Below are 17,804 nucleotides of genomic sequence, written 5' to 3' on the forward strand. Positions count from 1 at the left end.
CTCGTTCAATCAGTCGAATTGTACGGCAACTCTGGGGGTCAACTTGGTGACTAATTCATAGGCGATTGTGTCTATTGTGCGCGCCACCATCTCAACCGGCAGGTTTGGCCCCCACATTTCCACTTCATCACCGGGTTTATCGGCGGCGGCTGGCCCCAAATCAAGGGTGAGCATATCCATCGACACGCGACCGACAATCGGGCAAATACGGCCGTTGACCCAAACCGGCGTGCCTTGCGGAGCATTGCGCGGATAGCCATCACCATAGCCTATCGCCACCACGCCCAAGCGAGTGTCTTGCCCTGCGCGCCAAATCCCGCCATAACCCACAGGCTCGCCGGCTTTGTGCTCACGCACAGCTATCAATTCGGACACCAGCCGCATCGCCGGTTTTAATCCTCGTCGACGCGCGCCATCATCGTCAGAAGGGCTCACGCCATACAGAGCAATGCCTGGACGGATCCAATCAAAGTGGCTTTGTTCTAGATTGAGAATACCGGCCGAATTGGCCATCGAGCGCTCGCCCGCCAACTCTGTAGTCAGTTGCTCAAAGACAGCCAGTTGTTGCTGGTTCTGCGCCTTTGAAGGCTCATCAGCACTGGCAAAGTGGCTCATCAGATTGATGGGCTTTGCCACGTTCTCGCAAGCCATTAAACGCTGATAGGCCTGCTCAAAATCTTCTGGGCGAATCCCTAAGCGATGCATACCTGTATCGACTTTCAGCCACACGGTCACCGGCCGACTTAACTGAGCCTGCTCTAACATGGCGATTTGATTGTCGTGATGCACCACAGTATCAATGTTGTGCGCGACCAAATGCTTGAGGTGCTCTTGGCGGAACACGCCTTCAAGTAAGAGTAAGCGAGCACTCACACCGCCGCTGCGCACCTGCAGTGCTTCTTCTAGACGTGCCAGCCCAAAGCCATCGGCTTGAGTTAGGCTTTGACACACTTGTATCAGGTCGTGGCCATAGGCGTTGGCTTTCACCACCGCCATGATCTTGCTGTTCGGCGCGAGCTGCTTTAACCGCGATAGGTTTTGCAGCAAAGCTTGGCGGCTGATTTCAGCCCGGGGAAAAGGTTTCAAATGGCGTCTCTTTGGCGCTTATTCGTCGAACTCGTAAGAGCCGGCGTAGTTATCGAATCGGGAGAATTGACCTTGGAAGGTCAGTCGTACCCGTCCGATGGGTCCGTTACGCTGTTTACCAATAATGATCTCAGCGACGCCTTTTTCCGGCGAGTCGTCGTTATACACCTCATCGCGGTAAATGAACATGATCAAGTCCGCATCCTGCTCAATAGAGCCAGATTCACGCAAATCCGAGTTAACCGGACGCTTGTCGGCACGCTGCTCCAAAGAACGGTTAAGCTGCGACAGTGCTACCACTGGCACTTCTAACTCTTTCGCCAGCGCTTTTAGCGAGCGCGAAATCTCAGCGATTTCCAGAGTCCGGTTGTCCGACAGTGCCGGCACCTGCATCAACTGCAGGTAATCGATCATGATCATGCTAAGACCACCGTGCTCACGGGCGACACGACGGGCGCGGCTGCGCACTTCGGTTGGGGTCAGTCCTGAGCTGTCGTCGATGTGCATCTTAGCGTTTTCGAGCATTAAGCCCATGGTGGAAGATACGCGAGCCCAATCGTCGTCGTTGAGCTGACCGGTACGCACGCTGGTTTGGTTAACGCGGCCAAGGGAGGCCAGCATACGCATCATGATCTGCTCTGAAGGCATCTCTAAGCTGAAAATCAGCACTGGCTTGTCTTCGTTCATCGCCGCGTATTCGCACAAGTTCATGGCGAAGGTGGTTTTACCCATAGAAGGACGTGCCGCCACAATCACCAGGTCACTGGGTTGCAGTCCCGCGGTCATTTTGTCGAGATCTTGGTAACCGGTAGACACGCCGGTAATACCGCCGGAGTCTGGGTTATTGTAAAGCTGCTCGATACGGTCGACGGTTTTTTCCAGAATGCTCTTAACGTCTTCTGGACCTTCGTTTTCCTTACCGCGAGATTCGGCAATCTTAAAGACTTTGGTTTCCGCCAAGTCCAGCAAGTCCGCCGAATTGCGCCCTTCAGGATTAAAGCCCGCTTCGGCGATTTCGTTAGAGACTCGAATCATGTCGCGTACGATCGCGCGCTCGCGCACGATTTCGGCATAAGACACAATGTTACTAGCGCTTGGCGTGTTCTTGGCAATCTCGCCCAGGTAAGCAAAGCCACCAGCGTCTTCGAGCTGGTCGTGAAGCTCTAAGCGCTCGGACACGGTAATCATGTCCAGCGGATGACCGCCTTCGACCAAGCTGGCCATAGCTTCAAAGATCAACTGGTGGGCGCGGGCGTAAAAATCACCCTTGTCCAAGTGCTCGGATACTCGATCCCATGCTTCGGCATCTAGCATCAAGCCGCCCAAAACCGATTGCTCAGCTTCGAGCGAGTGCGGTGGTACCTTGAGCTGCGCTACTTGCGCATCGCGCTGAGCCACACTTTTGCTTTTGCTAAATTGCCCTTGCTGTGTCATGAATCGCTGTTTCTCTTGGCTATCGACCGTTCAGTTATGGTTAAATGTCGGTCGTAAAAATACTCATAATAAAAAAGGATCGCATATGCGCAAAGCGCTATCTGCCGCATCTTTGATGATGCTCATGGGCCTAGCTCAGGCCAACGAAGGGCAATGGCAACCCTATCAAATGCCCCAAATCGCTGACAAACTCAAGCAAAGTGGCATTAGCATTGCTGCCGAAGACTTGGCCGATTTGACCCAGTATCCGATGAATGCCGTCGTAGGTTTGGGCTATTGTACCGCCAGTTTTGTTTCACCAAAAGGTTTGGTGGTCACTAACCACCATTGCGCCTACCGCGCCATCCAATACAACAGCCGCAAACAGCACAACTACATGCGCGATGGTTTCCTGGCAAACACCATGGGCGCTGAGGTCCACGCCGGTCCAAGCGAGCGTTTGTACGTGACCGAATCGGTTACCGACGTTTCCGATAAAGTTCGTTCTAACCTGCCAGAAGATCCGCTATTGCGCTACCGCGCACTAGAAGATAATCGCAAAGCATTAATTGCTGAGTGCGAAGCGGACGAGAACTACCGCTGTTCGGTACCGAGTTTTCACTCGGGCCTTGAGTACTACCTAATCAAGCAGTTAATCATTCGCGACGTGCGCTTGGTGTACGCGCCACCCAAGAGTGTCGGTGCCTTTGGTGGGGATATCGACAACTACGAGTACCCTCGTCATGCCGGTGACTTCACCTTCTTGCGCGCCTACGTTGGCAAAGACGGCAAACCAGCGGCGTATTCAGAAGACAATGTGCCCTACGTACCAAAAAGCTATCTGAAAGTGAACGCCAAGGGTGTTAGCGCTGGTGATGGCGTATTGGTGGCCGGTTACCCGGGCGCCACCCAACGCTACCGTCGCGCCAGTGAACTGAAATTTTCCAAAGAGTGGCTCTACCCAACCCAGGCGGCTCGTTACCAGCGTCAGTTGGACACCATTGCTGAGATGTCAAAAGACAACGAAGAGGTGGCCATTAAGTACGCCGGCTCAGTGGCCAGCATGGCCAACCGCATGAAAAAGCTCAATGGTTTGATGGACGGCTTTCGCGCCACCGACATTGTTGGCATCAAGCAACAGCAACAAGCGGAGTTTGCTAAGTGGGCACAAAAAGACCACGCCGACGTGCTGGTTGAGGTAGAAAAACTCGAGCAACTGCTGGCGCAAAAGCGCGACCGCCAGCAAACCGACCACTACTTTGAAAACGCCCAATCCAGCGCACTACTTAAAACCGCGATGAACCTCTACCGTTGGGCCTTAGAAAAACAAAAGCCGGACGCGGAGCGCGAACTGGGCTTTCAGCAGCGCGATCAAAAGATGTTCACCGCGCGCCTTAAACGTTTGGACACCAGCTTTGATGCCAAAGTGGACAAAGCCTTGTGGCAAATGGACATTGAAGCCTATCTTGCCCAAGACCACCGTGTGCCTGAGTTCGACGCCCTGTTGGAAGAGAATACCGAGGTGCCACTGGGCGAGCGTCTAGAAGCGCTATACGCGCTATCATCGTTGCGCGACCAACAGGCTCGTTTGGACTGGATGAACAAAGACGTGGCTGAGTTTGAGAGCAGCGCTGACCCATTCATTCGCGCGGCGGTATCCCTCTACCCTGTGATTGAAAAGCAAGAACGCCTCGAAAAAACCCTTTGGGGTGAATTGTCCAAGGCGCGTCCTGCATACATGAAAGCCATCATTGCCTTCAATAAAGAACAAGGCAAACCGGTATACCCAGACGCCAACCGCACTCTGCGCATCTCGTATGGCACAGTGGACGGTTATCGTTCTGCCGACGCTTTGTACAAACAACCTTTCACCAAGCTAGAAGGGATTGTCGCCAAGCACAAGGGTCAGGAGCCGTTCAACGCGCCTAGTCGCCTACTTGAAGTGATTGCCAAAGGCGACATGGGCGAGCACAAAGTTGAGCAAGTTTACCCGAATCGTCAGTCTTGGATGTGCCGCTTTATCAGCTGTAACGATGCACAGCCGAGCTTTAACTCAGTGCCGGTAAATTTCTTGTCCAGCGTAGACACTACAGGTGGTAACTCGGGCTCGCCAATTCTTAACGGTAAAGGCGAACTGGTGGGATTGAACTTTGACTCAACCTACGAAGCCATCACTAAAGACTGGTTCTTCAACGAAGAGATCACTCGCGCCATCCACGTGGATATTCGCTACATCCTGTGGATGATGGATAAGGTGGACAACGCCCACAACTTACTCGATGAGCTAGAGTTGGTTAAGTAACTTTCTAAGGCCGGTATTCACCGGCCTTTTTTATTGCCAAAAAAGCCCTTTGATTTGCTGCCTGTTGAATAGACTGAACTACACTTAGCGTTAGCCTGTACTAAGGGAGAATTTTGATGCGTCTAGGGACAATACTTTTGGGTTGCACTTTACTCGTTGCCGGCTGCGGAGGCGGCAGTTCAAGCCCCAACCCCACACCACCTCCACCCGGCGGCGGCACCGTCGACCAAGCCATCGAAGTCAGCGTGTTTAACGCGGCAAAACCCATTGATGGTAACTACTCGGGTAAGATCAACGTCAATGCCAGTATTACCTCAAAAGAGGAAACTAAGAGCTTTGACAATCTGGTGACTAATTTGGGCTTAGGTGAGCAAAACAGTCAAAACCTGACTTGGGTTCAGACAAACGAGTCACCGGTGGCTAACTCAAAGCTAAGCACCACAGTACTCGACGCCGATTCGGGCCAGACCTTGGGCACTCAAGAAACTGAAGTCGCTAATGGCGCCCATCAGCAAGTGTATTTGGTAGGGCAAAGCGACAAGAGCTTACAAGCCGTGCTGGTTGCTGCCCCGTCGTTGAGCGAGCTCAACGACCCGCTCAATTCCAATCAGTTTGCGATTAGTGTCGTACACGCCTACACGCCAGGTTCGAGCTTGGTGGTGGATGTGTATTTCACTCACGGCATACGCGACAAAATTGGCGACAAAGTTGGTTTTGGTGAGCGCGGTGCGGTCACTGCTGTCACCGCTCAACCTGGAGCGGATCGCATCATAGTCACCGATGCAAACCTAGCACCAGACTTTGGCAATCCGGCCAATAACCTGGGTAGTTTTGACGAGCAGAACCTGCAGGCGGGCAAACACTACCAAATAGTAGTGACCGAAGCGGCTGACTCTAGCGCCCCCAAGCTACACATCATTACTTTGGACTAACCTTCAGGATTTGCGCTTAAGTGTGCATAATTTTCGCAACAATTCGGATTTTTTTTGAATTATTTGATGAAGTTAGCGAAAACTATGACATACTTAAGCAGTACGCCTGTTCGATTCTAGGCGTAGGCTGAGCTTAAACATTTGATAAAGGATAATTCGCATGAACAAGAAACTGATCACTGTGGCAGGTGTTGCCATGGCTGCTATGCTGACCGGTTGTGCTAACACCGAGCAACTAGAGTCTAGCGTTGCAAGCTTGAACGACAAAGTAGACGCGCTGTCTGCTGAAGTTAGCTCTCTGAAATCTGAGCACGCTTCTCTTCGCTCTGACGTTAACGCTGCTAAAGCCGCTGCAATGGAAGCTCAGCAAGAAGCTGCCCGTGCAAACGAGCGCGTAGACAACATCGCAGACTCTTACAAGAAGTAAGAGCTCTTAGCGAGCAGAACTTGATAAAGGCGCAGCTGTTAGCTGCGCCTTTATATTTAGGCGCACAGGAATACCGCGCTGAGCTTCGAGTTCGCGCTTCAAGTGGCTAGGATCCACATCCGACTCGGCCAATAAAGTCCGCACCGACGGCGTGAAATTAATCTGACGACTCGGCGCCTGACCTTCCTTCTCCGTCAGTGGCGAGTGCACTTCCACAATCAACTTTCCATCAGGCTCACGAGCCGCTTTTACCGTGCGGTTAATCACTCGTACCGGCGTGCCTGCACGAACCTTGTCAAACAACCAAGCGATGTCCGGCGGATTCATGCGAATACAGCCCGAGCTAACGCGTAAACCAATGCCAAAGTCTTTATTGGTGCCGTGAATTAAGTAACTGCCATCGCCGTGGGCCAACTTAAGCGCATGCCGGCCTAGCGGATTGTCTTTGGTTCCGCCGGGCACCACGCGTGGCAAAATCTCACCCGTGCGCTTGAAGTGGTCTTCGCGAATGCCTGGGGTTGGCGTCCACGATGGGTCAGGAATACGCACCGCGACTTTAGTATTCATTTCGGGTGTCTCGCGCCCAACTCGACCAATCCCAATCGGGAAGATGTGCACCTTGTTGGATTTAGGCTCGAAGTAATACAGGCGCAACTCGGCCAGATTAATCACCACACCCTTGTGTGGGACATCAGGTAATAGCGCTTGAGTTGGGATCACCAGTAAACTGTCTGGGTCGGGTAGGAAAGGATCAACGCCTGGGTTGGCGTCCATTAAGGCCAACAAACCAACATTGTACATCTGGCCGATACCGTTGAGGTGCTCGCCTTTGTCGACTTTGTGGTACTGCAAACGGCCCACTAAACGACTGCCATCGACGTTCATGGTGTATTCGTTAGCAATGCTACTAAAAGCCAGTAATCCAGATAATAAAGTTAGCGCTATGGTCTTCAAACGACACCCCCTACAGCTTGTGGGCTACAGTGTACCTCAAGCATCCGCCTTGGCAAACGCCAACCGTGCAGGTTAGTCGTTTGAACCAAATATCAATCCGGCGATGGCGTTAATCAAGCCATCGATGAGCCCCACATTGACGTCAGAGCGTTCAATATTGTGCGATTCACTGGCACCGCCTTGGGCCACTCTCTGGTCTCGAGCGTCGGCAATCGACTCGGTGAGCGAGTAATTGTTGGTGGCGCACCCCGTTATAAGGGTTAAGGCCAACAGGATAGTAACTCGAGTTTTCATAACTGTTCCTTGTCTATAACGCTTCCTGCATCCCTTTGTATGACCGGCTAAGTCAGACAAAGTTTTTGCTAATGTAATTTAGGGTAAAAAAAACACCGCCCGAAGGCGGTGTCTTTTTATTGCATCAAGCAAGACTCTTATTCAGCAACGATAGTTACTTTAACAGTGGTCTTAACTTCAGTGTGCAATTGTACGTCGATGTCGAACTCACCCAAAGTGCGCAGAGCACCGTGTGGTAGACGAACTTCAGACTTAGCCAGCTCGTGACCAGCAGCAGAAACCGCTTCAGCAATATCGCGAGTACCGATAGAACCGAACAGTTTGCCTTCGTCACCAGCTTTAGAAGCGATGCTAACACCTCCCAGCGCAGCCAGCTTCTCAGCGCGAGCTTCAGCAGCAGCCAACTCGTCAGCCATTTTGGCTTCAAGTTCGGCGCGGCGAGCTTCGAAAACTTCGATGTTGGCTTTGGTCGCAACTACTGCTTTGCCTTGAGGCAGCAGGAAGTTACGTGCGTAGCCAGCTTTAACAGAAACTTGGTCGCCTAGGCCACCCAAGTTTGCGATTTTATCAAGCAAAATAACGTTCATTACTTTTCCTCTCTAATTCAGTGATGAATTGCTTACTGACTTACTTGTGTAGGTCGGTGTAAGGCAACAGAGCTAAGTAACGAGCACGCTTGATAGCAGTGGCTAGCTGGCGCTGGTATTTAGCGCTAGTACCAGTGATACGACTCGGTACGATTTTACCGCTCTCAGTGATGTAGTTCTTCAAAGTAGCGATGTCTTTGTAATCGATCTGAGTTACACCTTCAGCGGTGAAACGGCAGAACTTGCGACGACGAAAATAACGTGCCATTGGTTAGTCTCCTAACTTATCAATTCAATTGAATCTGCGTGTAACATGACTTTGCCGCTGCCATCTCTGGCTTGTTGCCAGGCCAGAAAGCCTTCGACTTTCACGTTACTACCAGAAGAAATTCGCTTGCAGGCATCCTGTAGATGGCTGCCGCTGACCACAACCTTTATCGGGCAAAACACGCTTCGCAGCATGCCGGCTTGGGTTTGGTTGGAGCGGTGCTCTAAGTGCAATACCGTGTGCGGGATTCCCGCGGCACTGGTGACTTGCTTAGGCGCGCTGGCTACCAAGCCAACAATCCGTACCTGATTGGTGGTCACAGAATTCCTTACTCGGCCTTCGCTTCTTCAGTAGTTGCTGCAGGTGCCTCTTGCTGTGGAGCAGGACGGCGGCTTTCACGTTCTTCTTTGGCTTTAGCCATTGGAGATGCTTCGGTTACAGCGTCTTTCGCGCGGATAACCATGCTACGTAGAACAGCGTCGTTGAAGCGGAAAGCAGTTTCCAGCTCAGCAACAGAGTCAGCAGTAGTTTCGGCATTTACCAGAACATAGTGGGCTTTGTGCAGCTTATCGATTGGGTAAGCTAGTTGACGACGGCCCCAGTCTTCCAAGCGATGAATAGTACCGCCAGCTTCAGTGATGATGCCGGTGTAACGCTCGATCATGCCAGGAACCTGTTCGCTTTGATCAGGGTGGACCATAAATACGATTTCGTAATGACGCATTTAGAGCTCCTTACGGGTTAATCAGCCTCGTCTGGGTTCAGTCGGACCACTTTGAGGCAAGGAACATAAAGATGTGTGACTGATTCAGGCGGCGTATCGTACAGAAAAGCCACCGAAAATACAATAGTTCAAAACCTGTCTGCGTGCTTACCAAAGTATCACTGGGGTGTGCTTTGACTCTTCACATTGCGTGGCAGTTGCGTATCATATGCGGAGCAACCCCAAACGTGCGCTAAAAACTAGAATAACGAGAGCTACAACAAGAACTATGAAAGCTAACCGCCTCGCGTTACTGGCCTTAGTTGTCAGTCCTGCCTGGGCTATTGTGCCGCCTGAATACCAAGACCCTTCCAATCCTTTCAGCGCTGAAGTGGAGATGGGCTTACAACTGACCACAGGTAACACTGTGGCCAACTCCTTCAACGGCCGCACCAAAGTCATTTACGACACCTTAAATGCTAAGCAGGAAGGTAACTTTCGCGCTTACTTCGCATCGGATTCGGAAAAAATCACCGCCCAGCAATATCAGCTGCAGTTTCAGTCGGACCGCAAGTTTGCCGACGGCGATTACCTCTACGGCCGTGGCGATTTGACTTGGGACGAATTTGGTTCGTTCACTCGCCAATACATCTTCTCGACCGGTTACGGTTTTGACGTGCTTCAAAATTCGCGCTCCAAGCTAAGTTTTGAAGCGGGTCCTGGTTATCGTTTGTCCTTGCCGCAGGTCAGCGCAGACGTTCCCAAACCAGAGGATGAGCGAGAAGTGATTGCCCGTGGTGCCGCCAAGTTTGAACACAAGCTGCAAGAGTACACCACCTTTAACGCTGACTTAGTTTCTGAGGTGGGTGAAAAGAACACGGTAACCACTTTGGATTTGAGCTACAAAAACTTGTTCTTTAAAGATTGGGCGCTAAAAGTTGGCTTGTTCATCAAGCACAACCGAGTGGTTCCAGAAGGCAGTAAGAACACAGATACCATTACCACTGTGAACTTACTCTATACCTTCCAGTAAATCTTTTATCCGGCGCGACGCTGGCGCAGTGCTTCAAACAGGCACACGCCAGTGGCCACGGAAACATTCAAACTGCTCACCTGACCCAGCATAGGGATCGACACTAGCGTATCGCAGCTTTCACGGCTTAAGCGACGCAAACCTTTACCCTCTGCGCCCATGGCAATTGCCAATGGCCCTTTTAGGTCAGCCTGATACAAGTCACAATCGGCCTCGCCTGCCGCACCGACAATCCAAACGCCTTTGTCTTGTAGCTGTCGCATGGTACGCGCCAGATTGGTCACAGCCACTAGCGGCACAGATTCCGCCGCACCCACCGCCACTTTGCGCACGGTTGGAGTAATACCCACTGACTTGTCCTTAGGCACAATCACTGCAGCCACACCAGCAGCATCAGCGTTGCGCAAACAGGCGCCTAGGTTATGAGGGTCAGTCACCCCGTCAAGAATCAGCAGCAAAGGGGACTCGGTGGCATCGAGAATGCGGTCCAAGTCATTTTCGTTCTTGGGTTTGATCTCTTTGACCATAGCCAACACCCCTTGGTGTTGAGTGCTACCGGCTTTGTCGTCCAAGGTTTTGCGATTGGCCTGCTGCACGCTAATACCATAAGGCGCAGCCGCGTCTAACAGCTGTTGTAAACGCTGGTCTTGGCGTCCTTTAAGGCAGTAGATAGACAGTACCTGTTCTGGTTGGCTGTCCAAAATGGCTTGCACTGCATGCAAACCGAAAACCCATTGTGGCTTACTCATTGTGTCTCTCTGTGATTAACGTTGACGCTTGCTCTTACCGCCGCGACTGGTCCTGCTCTTACTGCCGCCGCTTTTGCCCCGACCGCCTTTGGCTTTGCTACTAGTTGAGCGTGAAGACTTTGACTTGCCGCCTATCTCGCCGCGAGCAAGTTGCGAGCGAATCGAGCCTTTGGCTTTGGAGCGGCCACTGCTGGCTTTAGCCGTGCGTCCTGATTTGGCGCGGGATTTTACATTGTCCACCAGCACCATGTCGATCTGCTTATCGTCTAAATTCACTGCGGCGATTTTGACTCGCACCGCATCGCCAATGCGATAGCTGCGCGCCGAGCTCTCGCCCTGCAACATCTGACGTCCTGAATCGAAATGATAGTAATCGTTGGCCAATGAGGATACATGTACTAAGCCGTCGATAAACAAGCCTTTAAGGCGTGCAAAGAAGCCAAAGCTGGTCACCGAGGCGATCACAGCGTCAAACTCATCACCGAGGTGGGCTTGCATGTATTCACACTTGAGCCAATCGGACACTTCACGAGTGGCGTCATCGGCGCGACGCTCAGTGGTCGAACACTGCACGCCGAGTTCATCGAGCTCTTCGATTTGATAGAAGTAACCACCGTCACGAGTCCAATTCTCGGTAATCGGTTTACCTGCTTTAGCGGCGGCTTCGCGATTGAGCAAATAGCGTATGCTGCGGTGCAACTGCAAATCTGGGTAGCGACGAATCGGCGAGGTAAAGTGGGCGTAGGCATTTAGTGCCAAACCAAAGTGGCCGTCTTCATCCGGACTGTACTGGGCTTGGCTCATGCTTCTGAGCAACATAATTTGAATCAGCTCAGCATCATCGCGATCGCCAATTTGCCCTAACAGATTGGAGTAATCCATGGGCTGAGGTTCATCACCACCGCCTAAGGTCAGGCCGCGCTCGCGAACAAACTCGCGATAACTGGTGAGTTTGGTTTCCGATGGACTTTGGTGAACCCGATACAGAGTCTCAGCCTTGTGCTTTTTAATAAAGCGCGCCGCCGCGACATTGGCCAAAATCATGCACTCTTCGATGATCTTGTGCGCCTGGTTGCGCGAACGCGGAACAATCGACTCAATCTTGCGCTGGTCGTTAAAGATGAATTGAGTTTCTTCGGTCTCAAAGGCAATGGCACCGCGCTCTTCACGGGCCTTATTAAGCGTCAGATACAACTCTTGCAAGACTTCAAGATGCGGCAGTAAACGCTCTAAATTCGGGTCTTTGGTGCCCTGCTCCAGCGCATCCGCTACTTGCTCGTAAATCAGGCGAGCGTGAGAATGGATAACCGCTGGGTAAAACTTGTAGCCGGATAAGCTGCCGCTATCACTAATGGTCATCTCGCACACCATGGCCAGGCGGTCCACTTTTGGTTTGAGCGAGCACAGACCGTTGGACAGCTTTTCGGGCAGCATAGGAATGACCTGGGACGGGAAGTACACAGAGTTACCGCGGGCAATCGCCTCTTCGTCTAGCGCCGAGCCTTTTTTAACGTAATGACTGACATCAGCAATCGCCACCCACAAGCGCCAACCGCTGCGTTTGCGCTCGGCATATACCGCATCGTCAAAGTCGCGGGCGTCCGAGCCGTCAATGGTCACTAATGGTAAGTGACGTAAATCGACTCGATTGGTCTTATCGTCGTCAACGACCTCATCGGACAGTTTGCGCAACTGACGGTCTATGCGTTGATTCCATTGGTGCGGCAAGTCGTAATTGCGCAGGGCAATTTCGATTTCCATGCCCGGCGCATTTTCTTCGCCTAAGATCTCACGCACCTGGCCTTTAGCGGCCATAAAGTGAGTGGCGCGCTCAAGCACATCGACCACACAAATATCACCCTCACGAGCGCCGTTGGCCATGCCCTTATCAATCAGAATGTCTTGGGGAATGCGCTTATCTTGAGGAGTCACAAACGCGATAGAACCGTCCTTGTGAAAGCGACCAACAATCGGCGCTTTGCGCGGCTCAAGCAAACGAACCAAACGCACCTCGCGACGACCGCGCTTATCGACTCCCAATGGCTGCGCCATGACGCGATCGCCATCGAAGTACTTGCTCATGCAACGATAAGGAATGAATAAGTCCTGATCGCCGTGATCTGGACGTAAGAAACCAAAGCCATCTTTGTGGCCCATTACGCGACCGAGAATCATGTCCATGCGCTCAGGCAGCGCGTAGCACTTGTTACGGGTAAAGACTAGTTGGCCATCGCGCTCCATGGCACGCAGGCGACGGCGCAGGCCTTCCCACTGGTCTTCACCAGACAAACCTAGGGCTTGACCGATTTGGTCTCGATTACAGGGGCCGGATTGACCGTTTAGCCATTCGAGAATGAATTCACGGCTGGGGATGGGATTGTCGTACTTTTGCTGCTCGCGCTCAAAATGAGGGTCGTGGCTCATGGGCTTCCAAGCTTGGCGGGTTGAAAGCCCAATTATATGGGAAATAAGGGACTTAGTATGCTAATTCAGCAGATTTTTTCGCCCGTGCAATCTGACTGGCCGGCATTCGCTCACTCAATCGCGCCAAAATTCGCAGCGCTTGCTGACGCTCAAAGTCTGACTGATAGTAGGCATTATGAAGCCAAGCATAAGCTTGCGTGTAGTCACGCGGGCTACCATGCCCCTCGGCGTACAACTCGCCCAACAACAGCTGAGCTTCCAAGTTACCGTGGGCCGCCGCCGGATACGCCAAGCGCACCGCCTTGTCCGAATCCGCAATCACCAACTGACCGTTGCGATAGTAGCGAGCCAGTTTCACCATGGCCTCGGGCAAGCCCTGCTCCGCCGCTTTTACCAACAGCGGCATACCCTCTGGCACACTGCGTTTAACACAAACCCCATGGTTGAGCATCTCGCCCCACAAGAACTGGTAAACCGGCTGCTTGAGCACCATGGCATTGGCCTGAATGTCCTGCACAATCTGGCAGCGGTCCCGCTTAACCTGAGCTAAGTAGCTGTTATTGCGGATCATCTCCAGCAATCCCGCTTGAGAATACTGCTCGACAGCGCGCATCTGCGCGCTCGCAGCAAAACTGGCGCATAGGCAAAATAGCAATAGGCCGGAAAGTGTACGCATCAATAGACTCCTTGTGATTGCTTTAGTTATCGGCCAACAGCCCATGAGCTTTAGCGCCAAGATTGACAGCCTTGAGCGCCAAGATTGACAGCGACGACTCACCGAGTAAGGTAAGGGACGGATAAAAATTACACTAACTAAAGGACTAACCATGCGCCTATCCCTGATCGCAATGGCTTGCAGTGCTCTATTGGTCGCTGCACCAGCCGTTCACGCCGAGCCACCGCAAGACCCAAGTACCCAAGCAGCCGTTGTTTCTGCCTCTAAACACTTAAATCAGCTGTTTATGGATTATCAGGAAGAGATGCTGCAGCTCAACCCGATTGTGGCGACCATCCGCGGCGACATGCGCTTTAACGATCAGTTCGGCGACTGGGATAGCGAAGAAAATGACAAAGCTCAGCAGGCGCTAAACACCAAGTACCTCAACAAAATTCGCGCCATTGACCCCAAAACCTTAAGCGGCCAAGACAGAGTCAGCTACGACATCTTCCTTTATGACCGCGAAACAGCAGAGCAAAACCGCAAACTAGGGGTTGCCGAAATCCAAGGGCTAATGCCACTGACCCAATTTGGCGGCTGGCCAATGTACCTGCCACAAATGAGTGACGGTATGCTAGGTCAACCTTTCAATACCGTCGAGGACTACGACAATTGGATTAAGCGAGTATCTGGCTTTGCCCCCTACGTCGACCGAGTGATTGCCAAGATGCGCAAAGGTGCCGAACAAGGTGTGGTCCTACCAACCATACTGGCGGAAAAGCTACTGCCACAAGTACAAGCCTTCGTTGGATTGACGCCACAAAAGAGCCCGTTCTGGGGCCCTATCAAGAAGTTGCCAGATTCATTTAGCAAGCCAGACCAAGCCCGCATCATTTTCGAATACGAGCAGCAAATCAAGCAAGGCGTAATTCCTGCTTTCGAGCGCCTAGCGACCTTTATCGAAACCGAGTACATGCCAAAAACCCGCAAGAGCCACGGCATCGATGGTATTCCCAAGGGCAAGCTGGTTTATCAACAAGCCATTAAGCAATTCACCACCACCGACCTAAGCGCTGAAGAAATTCATCAAATGGGACTCAAAGAAGCCGACCGCTTGTTTGAGGAAATGAAAAAGGTAAAAGCAAAGACCGGCTTTAAAGGCGATATGAAAGCCTTCTTCGAATACCTAAAAACCGATCCAAAGTTCTACTACACCAAAGCCGAAGACCTGCTCCAAGGCTACGAAGACCTTCGAGCGGTAGTCGACCCAAAACTGGACAAGATTTTTAACGTAGAGCCAAAAGCACCCTACATTATTAAGGCCGTAGAACCCTTCCGCGAAAAATCCATGGCACCCGCCCAATACTTCCGCGGCTCCCCAGACGGCAAACGTCCTGGTGTGTTTTACGCCAACACCTACGACCTAAAAGCCAGACCCAAGTGGTTCATGGAGGCACTATCCCTCCACGAGGCATCTCCTGGTCACCACTTCCAAGTATCGCTAAACCAAGAAGCCGGTAACCTACCGCCATTCCGCCGCTACGGCGGCTACGGTGCCTATGTAGAAGGCTGGGGCCTATACGCCGAAGTGCTCGGACTCGAAATGGGCATGTACACAGACCCATACCAATACTTCGGTATGCTCTACGCCCAAATCTGGCGCGCTAACCGCCTAGTCGTCGACACCGGCCTACACGCCAAAGGCTGGACCCGCGAGCAAGCCATCGAGTTCATGCAGTCCAACTCGCCAATCTCAGATGCTGACGTTGTCGCCGAGGTCGAGCGCTACATGGCCATGCCAGGCCAAGCCCTAGGCTACATGATTGGCCGCATGACCCTGCAAGAAATCCGCGCCAAAGCCGAAGCCAAACTCGGCGGCAAGTTCGACCTGCGCGAATTCCACCGCCAAGTCCTAATTGACGGCGCCATGCCGCTCACCATCCTAGAAGCCAAGATCAACCGCTGGGTAGAAAGCCAGCAAGGTTAATCGGCGCTAGCTCTTAGCTGTTCGCCGCTGGTAGCTGTTTGCAACCAGCGGCCACTTGGCACTCGCTTGCGGCAACCGTCGTTTGGGAGCGCCCCTCCGTTGAACTCCCTTGTCGGGACGCTCTAGATGTCCCTATGCGCTGCGCGGTCGTTCCCGACGACCGCAGCCCCTACAAGGGCGTCCCACTGCGGAGCACTCCCAAACGACGAAGTTGCCTTAGCGAGTGCCAAGCGGCCTAAAGCGGGTTGCAAACTGGGGTGCTGCGCAGCTCACCTGCTTAATAAGCTAATCAGCTAATCAGCTAATCGCTCAATAGCCGCTGGCATGTGGCCGCGCCAAGGCGGAGAAATTGGTATGCGCCAATGGAGTGGCCGCGGGAGAGGTCTGGCAAGGCTCAAAGGAGGGCTTCAGGTCGTCGGGAACGACCTGAGAGCGAACATGGATGTCTTGAGCGTCCCGACGCGAGCCTTGGCAGACTTCGCCCGTTAGCCGCTCCGAGGCGCGTATCAATTTCGTAGCCTTCAAGCGGCTACATGCCAGCGGCGCCCTTCCCAACCGCCAGTGACCACCCACAAAAAAAGCCGCTTAAAGCGGCTTTTGCGAGATACCCAGTCGAGCTGGGTATGACGAGTTCGGCTGGGTATGACGAGCTCGACTGGTATGTCACCTAATCGCTTACTCAGCGAACGGGTGGCGCAGAATCATGGTTTCTACGCGGTCTGGGCCGGTAGAAATGATGTCTACTGGGGTTTCTAGCAGTTCTTCGATGCGCTTGATGTAATCGCGGGCTTGTTGAGGCAATTGCTCGAAGGAGGTTGCGCCAAAGGTGCTTTCGCTCCAGCCTGGCATGTACTCGTAGATTGGAGTTACTTGCTCGTAGCCTTCGGCTGCCATTGGTGGTACTTCGGCAACGGTACCGTCTGGGTACTTGTAGCCTACGCAAATGCCCACTTCTTCTAGGCCGTCTAATACGTCTAGCTTGGTTAGACAGAAGCCTGAGATAGAGTTGATTTGCACGGCGCGACGCATGGCAACGGCATCTAGCCAGCCTGGACGACGCTTACGACCGGTAGTGGCACCGAATTCGTGGCCTTTAACACCTAGGTGTTCGCCAATTTCGTTGTCCAGCTCGGTTGGGAATGGGCCTGCACCTACGCGAGTGGTGTATGCCTTGATGATACCCAGTACGTAGTCTAGGTGACGTGGACCGAAGCCAGAGCCGGTGGCAACGCCGCCTGCAGTGGTGTTCGACGAGGTCACGTACGGGTAAGTACCGTGGTCGATGTCCAACAAGGTGCCTTGGGCGCCTTCGAACATAATGGCATCGCCATTGCGACGGGCTTGGTCAAGCAGTTCGGTAACGTCGGTTACCATGGCTTTTAGGGTATCAGCGATGGCTAGCGCGTCATCCAGAGTCTTCTGGTAATCGACAGCCGGCTCTTTGTGATACTCGGTAAGCATGAAGTTGTGATATTCCATCACTTCTTTTAGCTTCTCGGCGAACAGTTCTGGGTTGAACAAATCGCCAACGCGCAGGCCACGACGAGACACTTTGTCTTCGTAGGCAGGACCAATACCACGACCTGTGGTACCAATCGCTTTGTTGCCGCGGGCTTTTTCGCGAGCCAAGTCGATAGCGACATGGAAAGGCAGAATTAGCGGACAAGCTTCAGAAATCAGTAGACGCTCTTCAACGGGAACGTCGCGATCCTTCAACATCTGAATTTCTTTAAGCAGAGCTTCGGGAGACAGAACTACGCCGTTACCAATGATGCATTTAACATTGCTGCGCAGAATACCCGATGGAATTAGATGAAGTACGGTTTTTTCGCCTTCGATCACTAGGGTGTGACCGGCGTTATGGCCGCCTTGATAGCGCACCACGTACTTAGCTTGATCGGTTAGTAGGTCAACGACCTTACCTTTACCCTCGTCACCCCACTGGGTGCCGAGCACAACTACATTTTTACCCATTTTTCGCTTCAGG

Annotated in this window: 18 protein-coding genes; 6 read left to right on the forward strand and 12 right to left on the reverse strand. The window is 52.6% G+C overall.

Translation table 11 applies throughout. The features are described from left to right. Window positions 1-9: 9 nt before the first annotated feature. Complete coding sequence (gene alr / locus CLC93_RS09410) at window positions 10-1,086, reverse strand: alanine racemase (protein ID WP_095505707.1); 1,077 nt, start codon at window positions 1,084-1,086, stop codon at window positions 10-12. A gap of 18 nt (window positions 1,087-1,104) precedes the next feature. Further along, a complete protein-coding gene (dnaB, locus tag CLC93_RS09415) occupies window positions 1,105-2,520 on the reverse strand; it encodes a replicative DNA helicase (RefSeq protein ID WP_095505708.1) in 1,416 nt (471 codons plus the stop codon). A gap of 85 nt (window positions 2,521-2,605) precedes the next feature. Here dnaB and CLC93_RS09420 point away from each other — a divergent pair, with 85 nt between their 5' ends. The 3 genes from CLC93_RS09420 to CLC93_RS09430 all read left to right on the forward strand — a co-directional run bounded on the left by CLC93_RS09420 (window position 2,606) and on the right by CLC93_RS09430 (window position 6,160). After that, the gene (locus CLC93_RS09420) at window positions 2,606-4,801 is read left to right on the forward strand and encodes a S46 family peptidase (protein ID WP_095505709.1); all 2,196 of its coding nucleotides are present in this window, start codon (window positions 2,606-2,608) and stop codon (window positions 4,799-4,801) included. A gap of 116 nt (window positions 4,802-4,917) precedes the next feature. Then, on the forward strand, window positions 4,918-5,733 hold the full coding sequence (locus CLC93_RS09425; RefSeq protein WP_141237373.1) for a hypothetical protein: 816 nt from the start codon (window positions 4,918-4,920) through the stop codon (window positions 5,731-5,733). Between the two features lie 160 nt (window positions 5,734-5,893). Further along, entirely contained in the window at window positions 5,894-6,160 is a 267-nt protein-coding gene (locus CLC93_RS09430; RefSeq protein WP_095505711.1) for an Lpp/OprI family alanine-zipper lipoprotein, read from the forward strand. A gap of 6 nt (window positions 6,161-6,166) precedes the next feature. On the opposite strand, the gene CLC93_RS09435 is transcribed toward CLC93_RS09430, so the two are convergent. The 6 genes from CLC93_RS09435 to rpsF all read right to left on the reverse strand — a co-directional run bounded on the left by CLC93_RS09435 (window position 6,167) and on the right by rpsF (window position 8,987). Next, window positions 6,167-7,114, reverse strand: coding sequence for a L,D-transpeptidase family protein (locus CLC93_RS09435; protein ID WP_169902936.1), 948 nt, complete (start codon window positions 7,112-7,114; stop codon window positions 6,167-6,169). A 72-nt stretch (window positions 7,115-7,186) separates the two neighbouring features. After that, window positions 7,187-7,408 (reverse strand): hypothetical protein, encoded by a 222-nt coding sequence (locus tag CLC93_RS09440; protein ID WP_095505713.1) that lies wholly within the window; start codon window positions 7,406-7,408, stop codon window positions 7,187-7,189. A 137-nt stretch (window positions 7,409-7,545) separates the two neighbouring features. Beyond that, window positions 7,546-7,995: a 50S ribosomal protein L9 gene (rplI, locus tag CLC93_RS09445; RefSeq protein WP_095505714.1), complete on the reverse strand. Its 450-nt coding sequence runs from the start codon at window positions 7,993-7,995 to the stop codon at window positions 7,546-7,548. Window positions 7,996-8,035: 40 nt separating this feature from the next. Further along, window positions 8,036-8,263 carry a 30S ribosomal protein S18 gene (gene rpsR / locus CLC93_RS09450; protein WP_095497146.1) on the reverse strand — a complete coding sequence of 76 codons (228 nt, stop codon included), beginning with the start codon at window positions 8,261-8,263 and terminating at the stop codon, window positions 8,036-8,038. An 11-nt stretch (window positions 8,264-8,274) separates the two neighbouring features. Continuing rightward, the gene (priB, locus tag CLC93_RS09455; protein WP_095505715.1) at window positions 8,275-8,583 is read right to left on the reverse strand and encodes a primosomal replication protein N; all 309 of its coding nucleotides are present in this window, start codon (window positions 8,581-8,583) and stop codon (window positions 8,275-8,277) included. An 8-nt stretch (window positions 8,584-8,591) separates the two neighbouring features. Next, window positions 8,592-8,987 carry a 30S ribosomal protein S6 gene (gene rpsF, locus CLC93_RS09460; RefSeq protein WP_095505716.1) on the reverse strand — a complete coding sequence of 132 codons (396 nt, stop codon included), beginning with the start codon at window positions 8,985-8,987 and terminating at the stop codon, window positions 8,592-8,594. A gap of 268 nt (window positions 8,988-9,255) precedes the next feature. On the opposite strand from rpsF, the gene CLC93_RS09465 reads away from it, so the two are divergent. Continuing rightward, the gene (locus tag CLC93_RS09465; RefSeq protein ID WP_095505717.1) at window positions 9,256-9,999 is read left to right on the forward strand and encodes a DUF481 domain-containing protein; all 744 of its coding nucleotides are present in this window, start codon (window positions 9,256-9,258) and stop codon (window positions 9,997-9,999) included. Window positions 10,000-10,004: 5 nt separating this feature from the next. Here CLC93_RS09465 and rlmB read toward each other — a convergent pair whose 3' ends face one another. The 3 genes from rlmB to CLC93_RS09480 are packed head-to-tail and all read right to left on the reverse strand — an operon-like array spanning window position 10,005 to window position 13,848. Beyond that, the gene (rlmB, locus tag CLC93_RS09470) at window positions 10,005-10,748 is read right to left on the reverse strand and encodes a 23S rRNA (guanosine(2251)-2'-O)-methyltransferase RlmB (RefSeq protein ID WP_095505718.1); all 744 of its coding nucleotides are present in this window, start codon (window positions 10,746-10,748) and stop codon (window positions 10,005-10,007) included. Between the two features lie 15 nt (window positions 10,749-10,763). Beyond that, window positions 10,764-13,172, reverse strand: coding sequence for a ribonuclease R (gene rnr / locus CLC93_RS09475; RefSeq protein ID WP_095505719.1), 2,409 nt, complete (start codon window positions 13,170-13,172; stop codon window positions 10,764-10,766). Window positions 13,173-13,224: 52 nt separating this feature from the next. Then, window positions 13,225-13,848: a tetratricopeptide repeat protein gene (locus tag CLC93_RS09480; protein WP_095505720.1), complete on the reverse strand. Its 624-nt coding sequence runs from the start codon at window positions 13,846-13,848 to the stop codon at window positions 13,225-13,227. A 151-nt stretch (window positions 13,849-13,999) separates the two neighbouring features. Between CLC93_RS09480 and CLC93_RS09485 the strand changes: the two genes are divergently transcribed. Continuing rightward, window positions 14,000-15,817, forward strand: coding sequence for a DUF885 domain-containing protein (locus CLC93_RS09485; protein WP_095505721.1), 1,818 nt, complete (start codon window positions 14,000-14,002; stop codon window positions 15,815-15,817). Window positions 15,818-16,350: 533 nt separating this feature from the next. Continuing rightward, the gene (locus CLC93_RS17725; protein WP_169902938.1) at window positions 16,351-16,488 is read left to right on the forward strand and encodes a hypothetical protein; all 138 of its coding nucleotides are present in this window, start codon (window positions 16,351-16,353) and stop codon (window positions 16,486-16,488) included. A 4-nt stretch (window positions 16,489-16,492) separates the two neighbouring features. Here CLC93_RS17725 and CLC93_RS09490 read toward each other — a convergent pair whose 3' ends face one another. Then, on the reverse strand, window positions 16,493-17,791 hold the full coding sequence (locus tag CLC93_RS09490) for an adenylosuccinate synthase (protein ID WP_095505722.1): 1,299 nt from the start codon (window positions 17,789-17,791) through the stop codon (window positions 16,493-16,495). Window positions 17,792-17,804 lie beyond the last annotated feature (13 nt).

The organism is Paraferrimonas sedimenticola, assembly GCF_002282855.1.
GTDB classification, from domain to species: Bacteria; Pseudomonadota; Gammaproteobacteria; order Enterobacterales; family Shewanellaceae; genus Paraferrimonas; species Paraferrimonas sedimenticola.

What these genes read in the sequence shown, in the direction of transcription:
- dnaB (WP_095505708.1), bottom strand. Translation starts at nt 2,520, where the DNA reads ATGACACAGCAAGGGCAATTTAGCAAAAGCAAAAGTGTGGCTCAGCGC.
- CLC93_RS09420 (WP_095505709.1), top strand. Translation starts at nt 2,606, where the DNA reads ATGCGCAAAGCGCTATCTGCCGCATCTTTGATGATGCTCATGGGCCTA.
- CLC93_RS09425 (WP_141237373.1), top strand. Translation starts at nt 4,918, where the DNA reads ATGCGTCTAGGGACAATACTTTTGGGTTGCACTTTACTCGTTGCCGGC.
- CLC93_RS09430 (WP_095505711.1), top strand. Translation starts at nt 5,894, where the DNA reads ATGAACAAGAAACTGATCACTGTGGCAGGTGTTGCCATGGCTGCTATG.
- CLC93_RS09440 (WP_095505713.1), bottom strand. Translation starts at nt 7,408, where the DNA reads ATGAAAACTCGAGTTACTATCCTGTTGGCCTTAACCCTTATAACGGGG.
- rplI (WP_095505714.1), bottom strand. Translation starts at nt 7,995, where the DNA reads ATGAACGTTATTTTGCTTGATAAAATCGCAAACTTGGGTGGCCTAGGC.
- rpsR (WP_095497146.1), bottom strand. Translation starts at nt 8,263, where the DNA reads ATGGCACGTTATTTTCGTCGTCGCAAGTTCTGCCGTTTCACCGCTGAA.
- rpsF (WP_095505716.1), bottom strand. Translation starts at nt 8,987, where the DNA reads ATGCGTCATTACGAAATCGTATTTATGGTCCACCCTGATCAAAGCGAA.
- CLC93_RS09465 (WP_095505717.1), top strand. Translation starts at nt 9,256, where the DNA reads ATGAAAGCTAACCGCCTCGCGTTACTGGCCTTAGTTGTCAGTCCTGCC.
- rlmB (WP_095505718.1), bottom strand. Translation starts at nt 10,748, where the DNA reads ATGAGTAAGCCACAATGGGTTTTCGGTTTGCATGCAGTGCAAGCCATT.
- rnr (WP_095505719.1), bottom strand. Translation starts at nt 13,172, where the DNA reads ATGAGCCACGACCCTCATTTTGAGCGCGAGCAGCAAAAGTACGACAAT.
- CLC93_RS09480 (WP_095505720.1), bottom strand. Translation starts at nt 13,848, where the DNA reads ATGCGTACACTTTCCGGCCTATTGCTATTTTGCCTATGCGCCAGTTTT.
- CLC93_RS09485 (WP_095505721.1), top strand. Translation starts at nt 14,000, where the DNA reads ATGCGCCTATCCCTGATCGCAATGGCTTGCAGTGCTCTATTGGTCGCT.
- CLC93_RS17725 (WP_169902938.1), top strand. Translation starts at nt 16,351, where the DNA reads ATGCCAGCGGCGCCCTTCCCAACCGCCAGTGACCACCCACAAAAAAAG.
- CLC93_RS09490 (WP_095505722.1), bottom strand. Translation starts at nt 17,791, where the DNA reads ATGGGTAAAAATGTAGTTGTGCTCGGCACCCAGTGGGGTGACGAGGGT.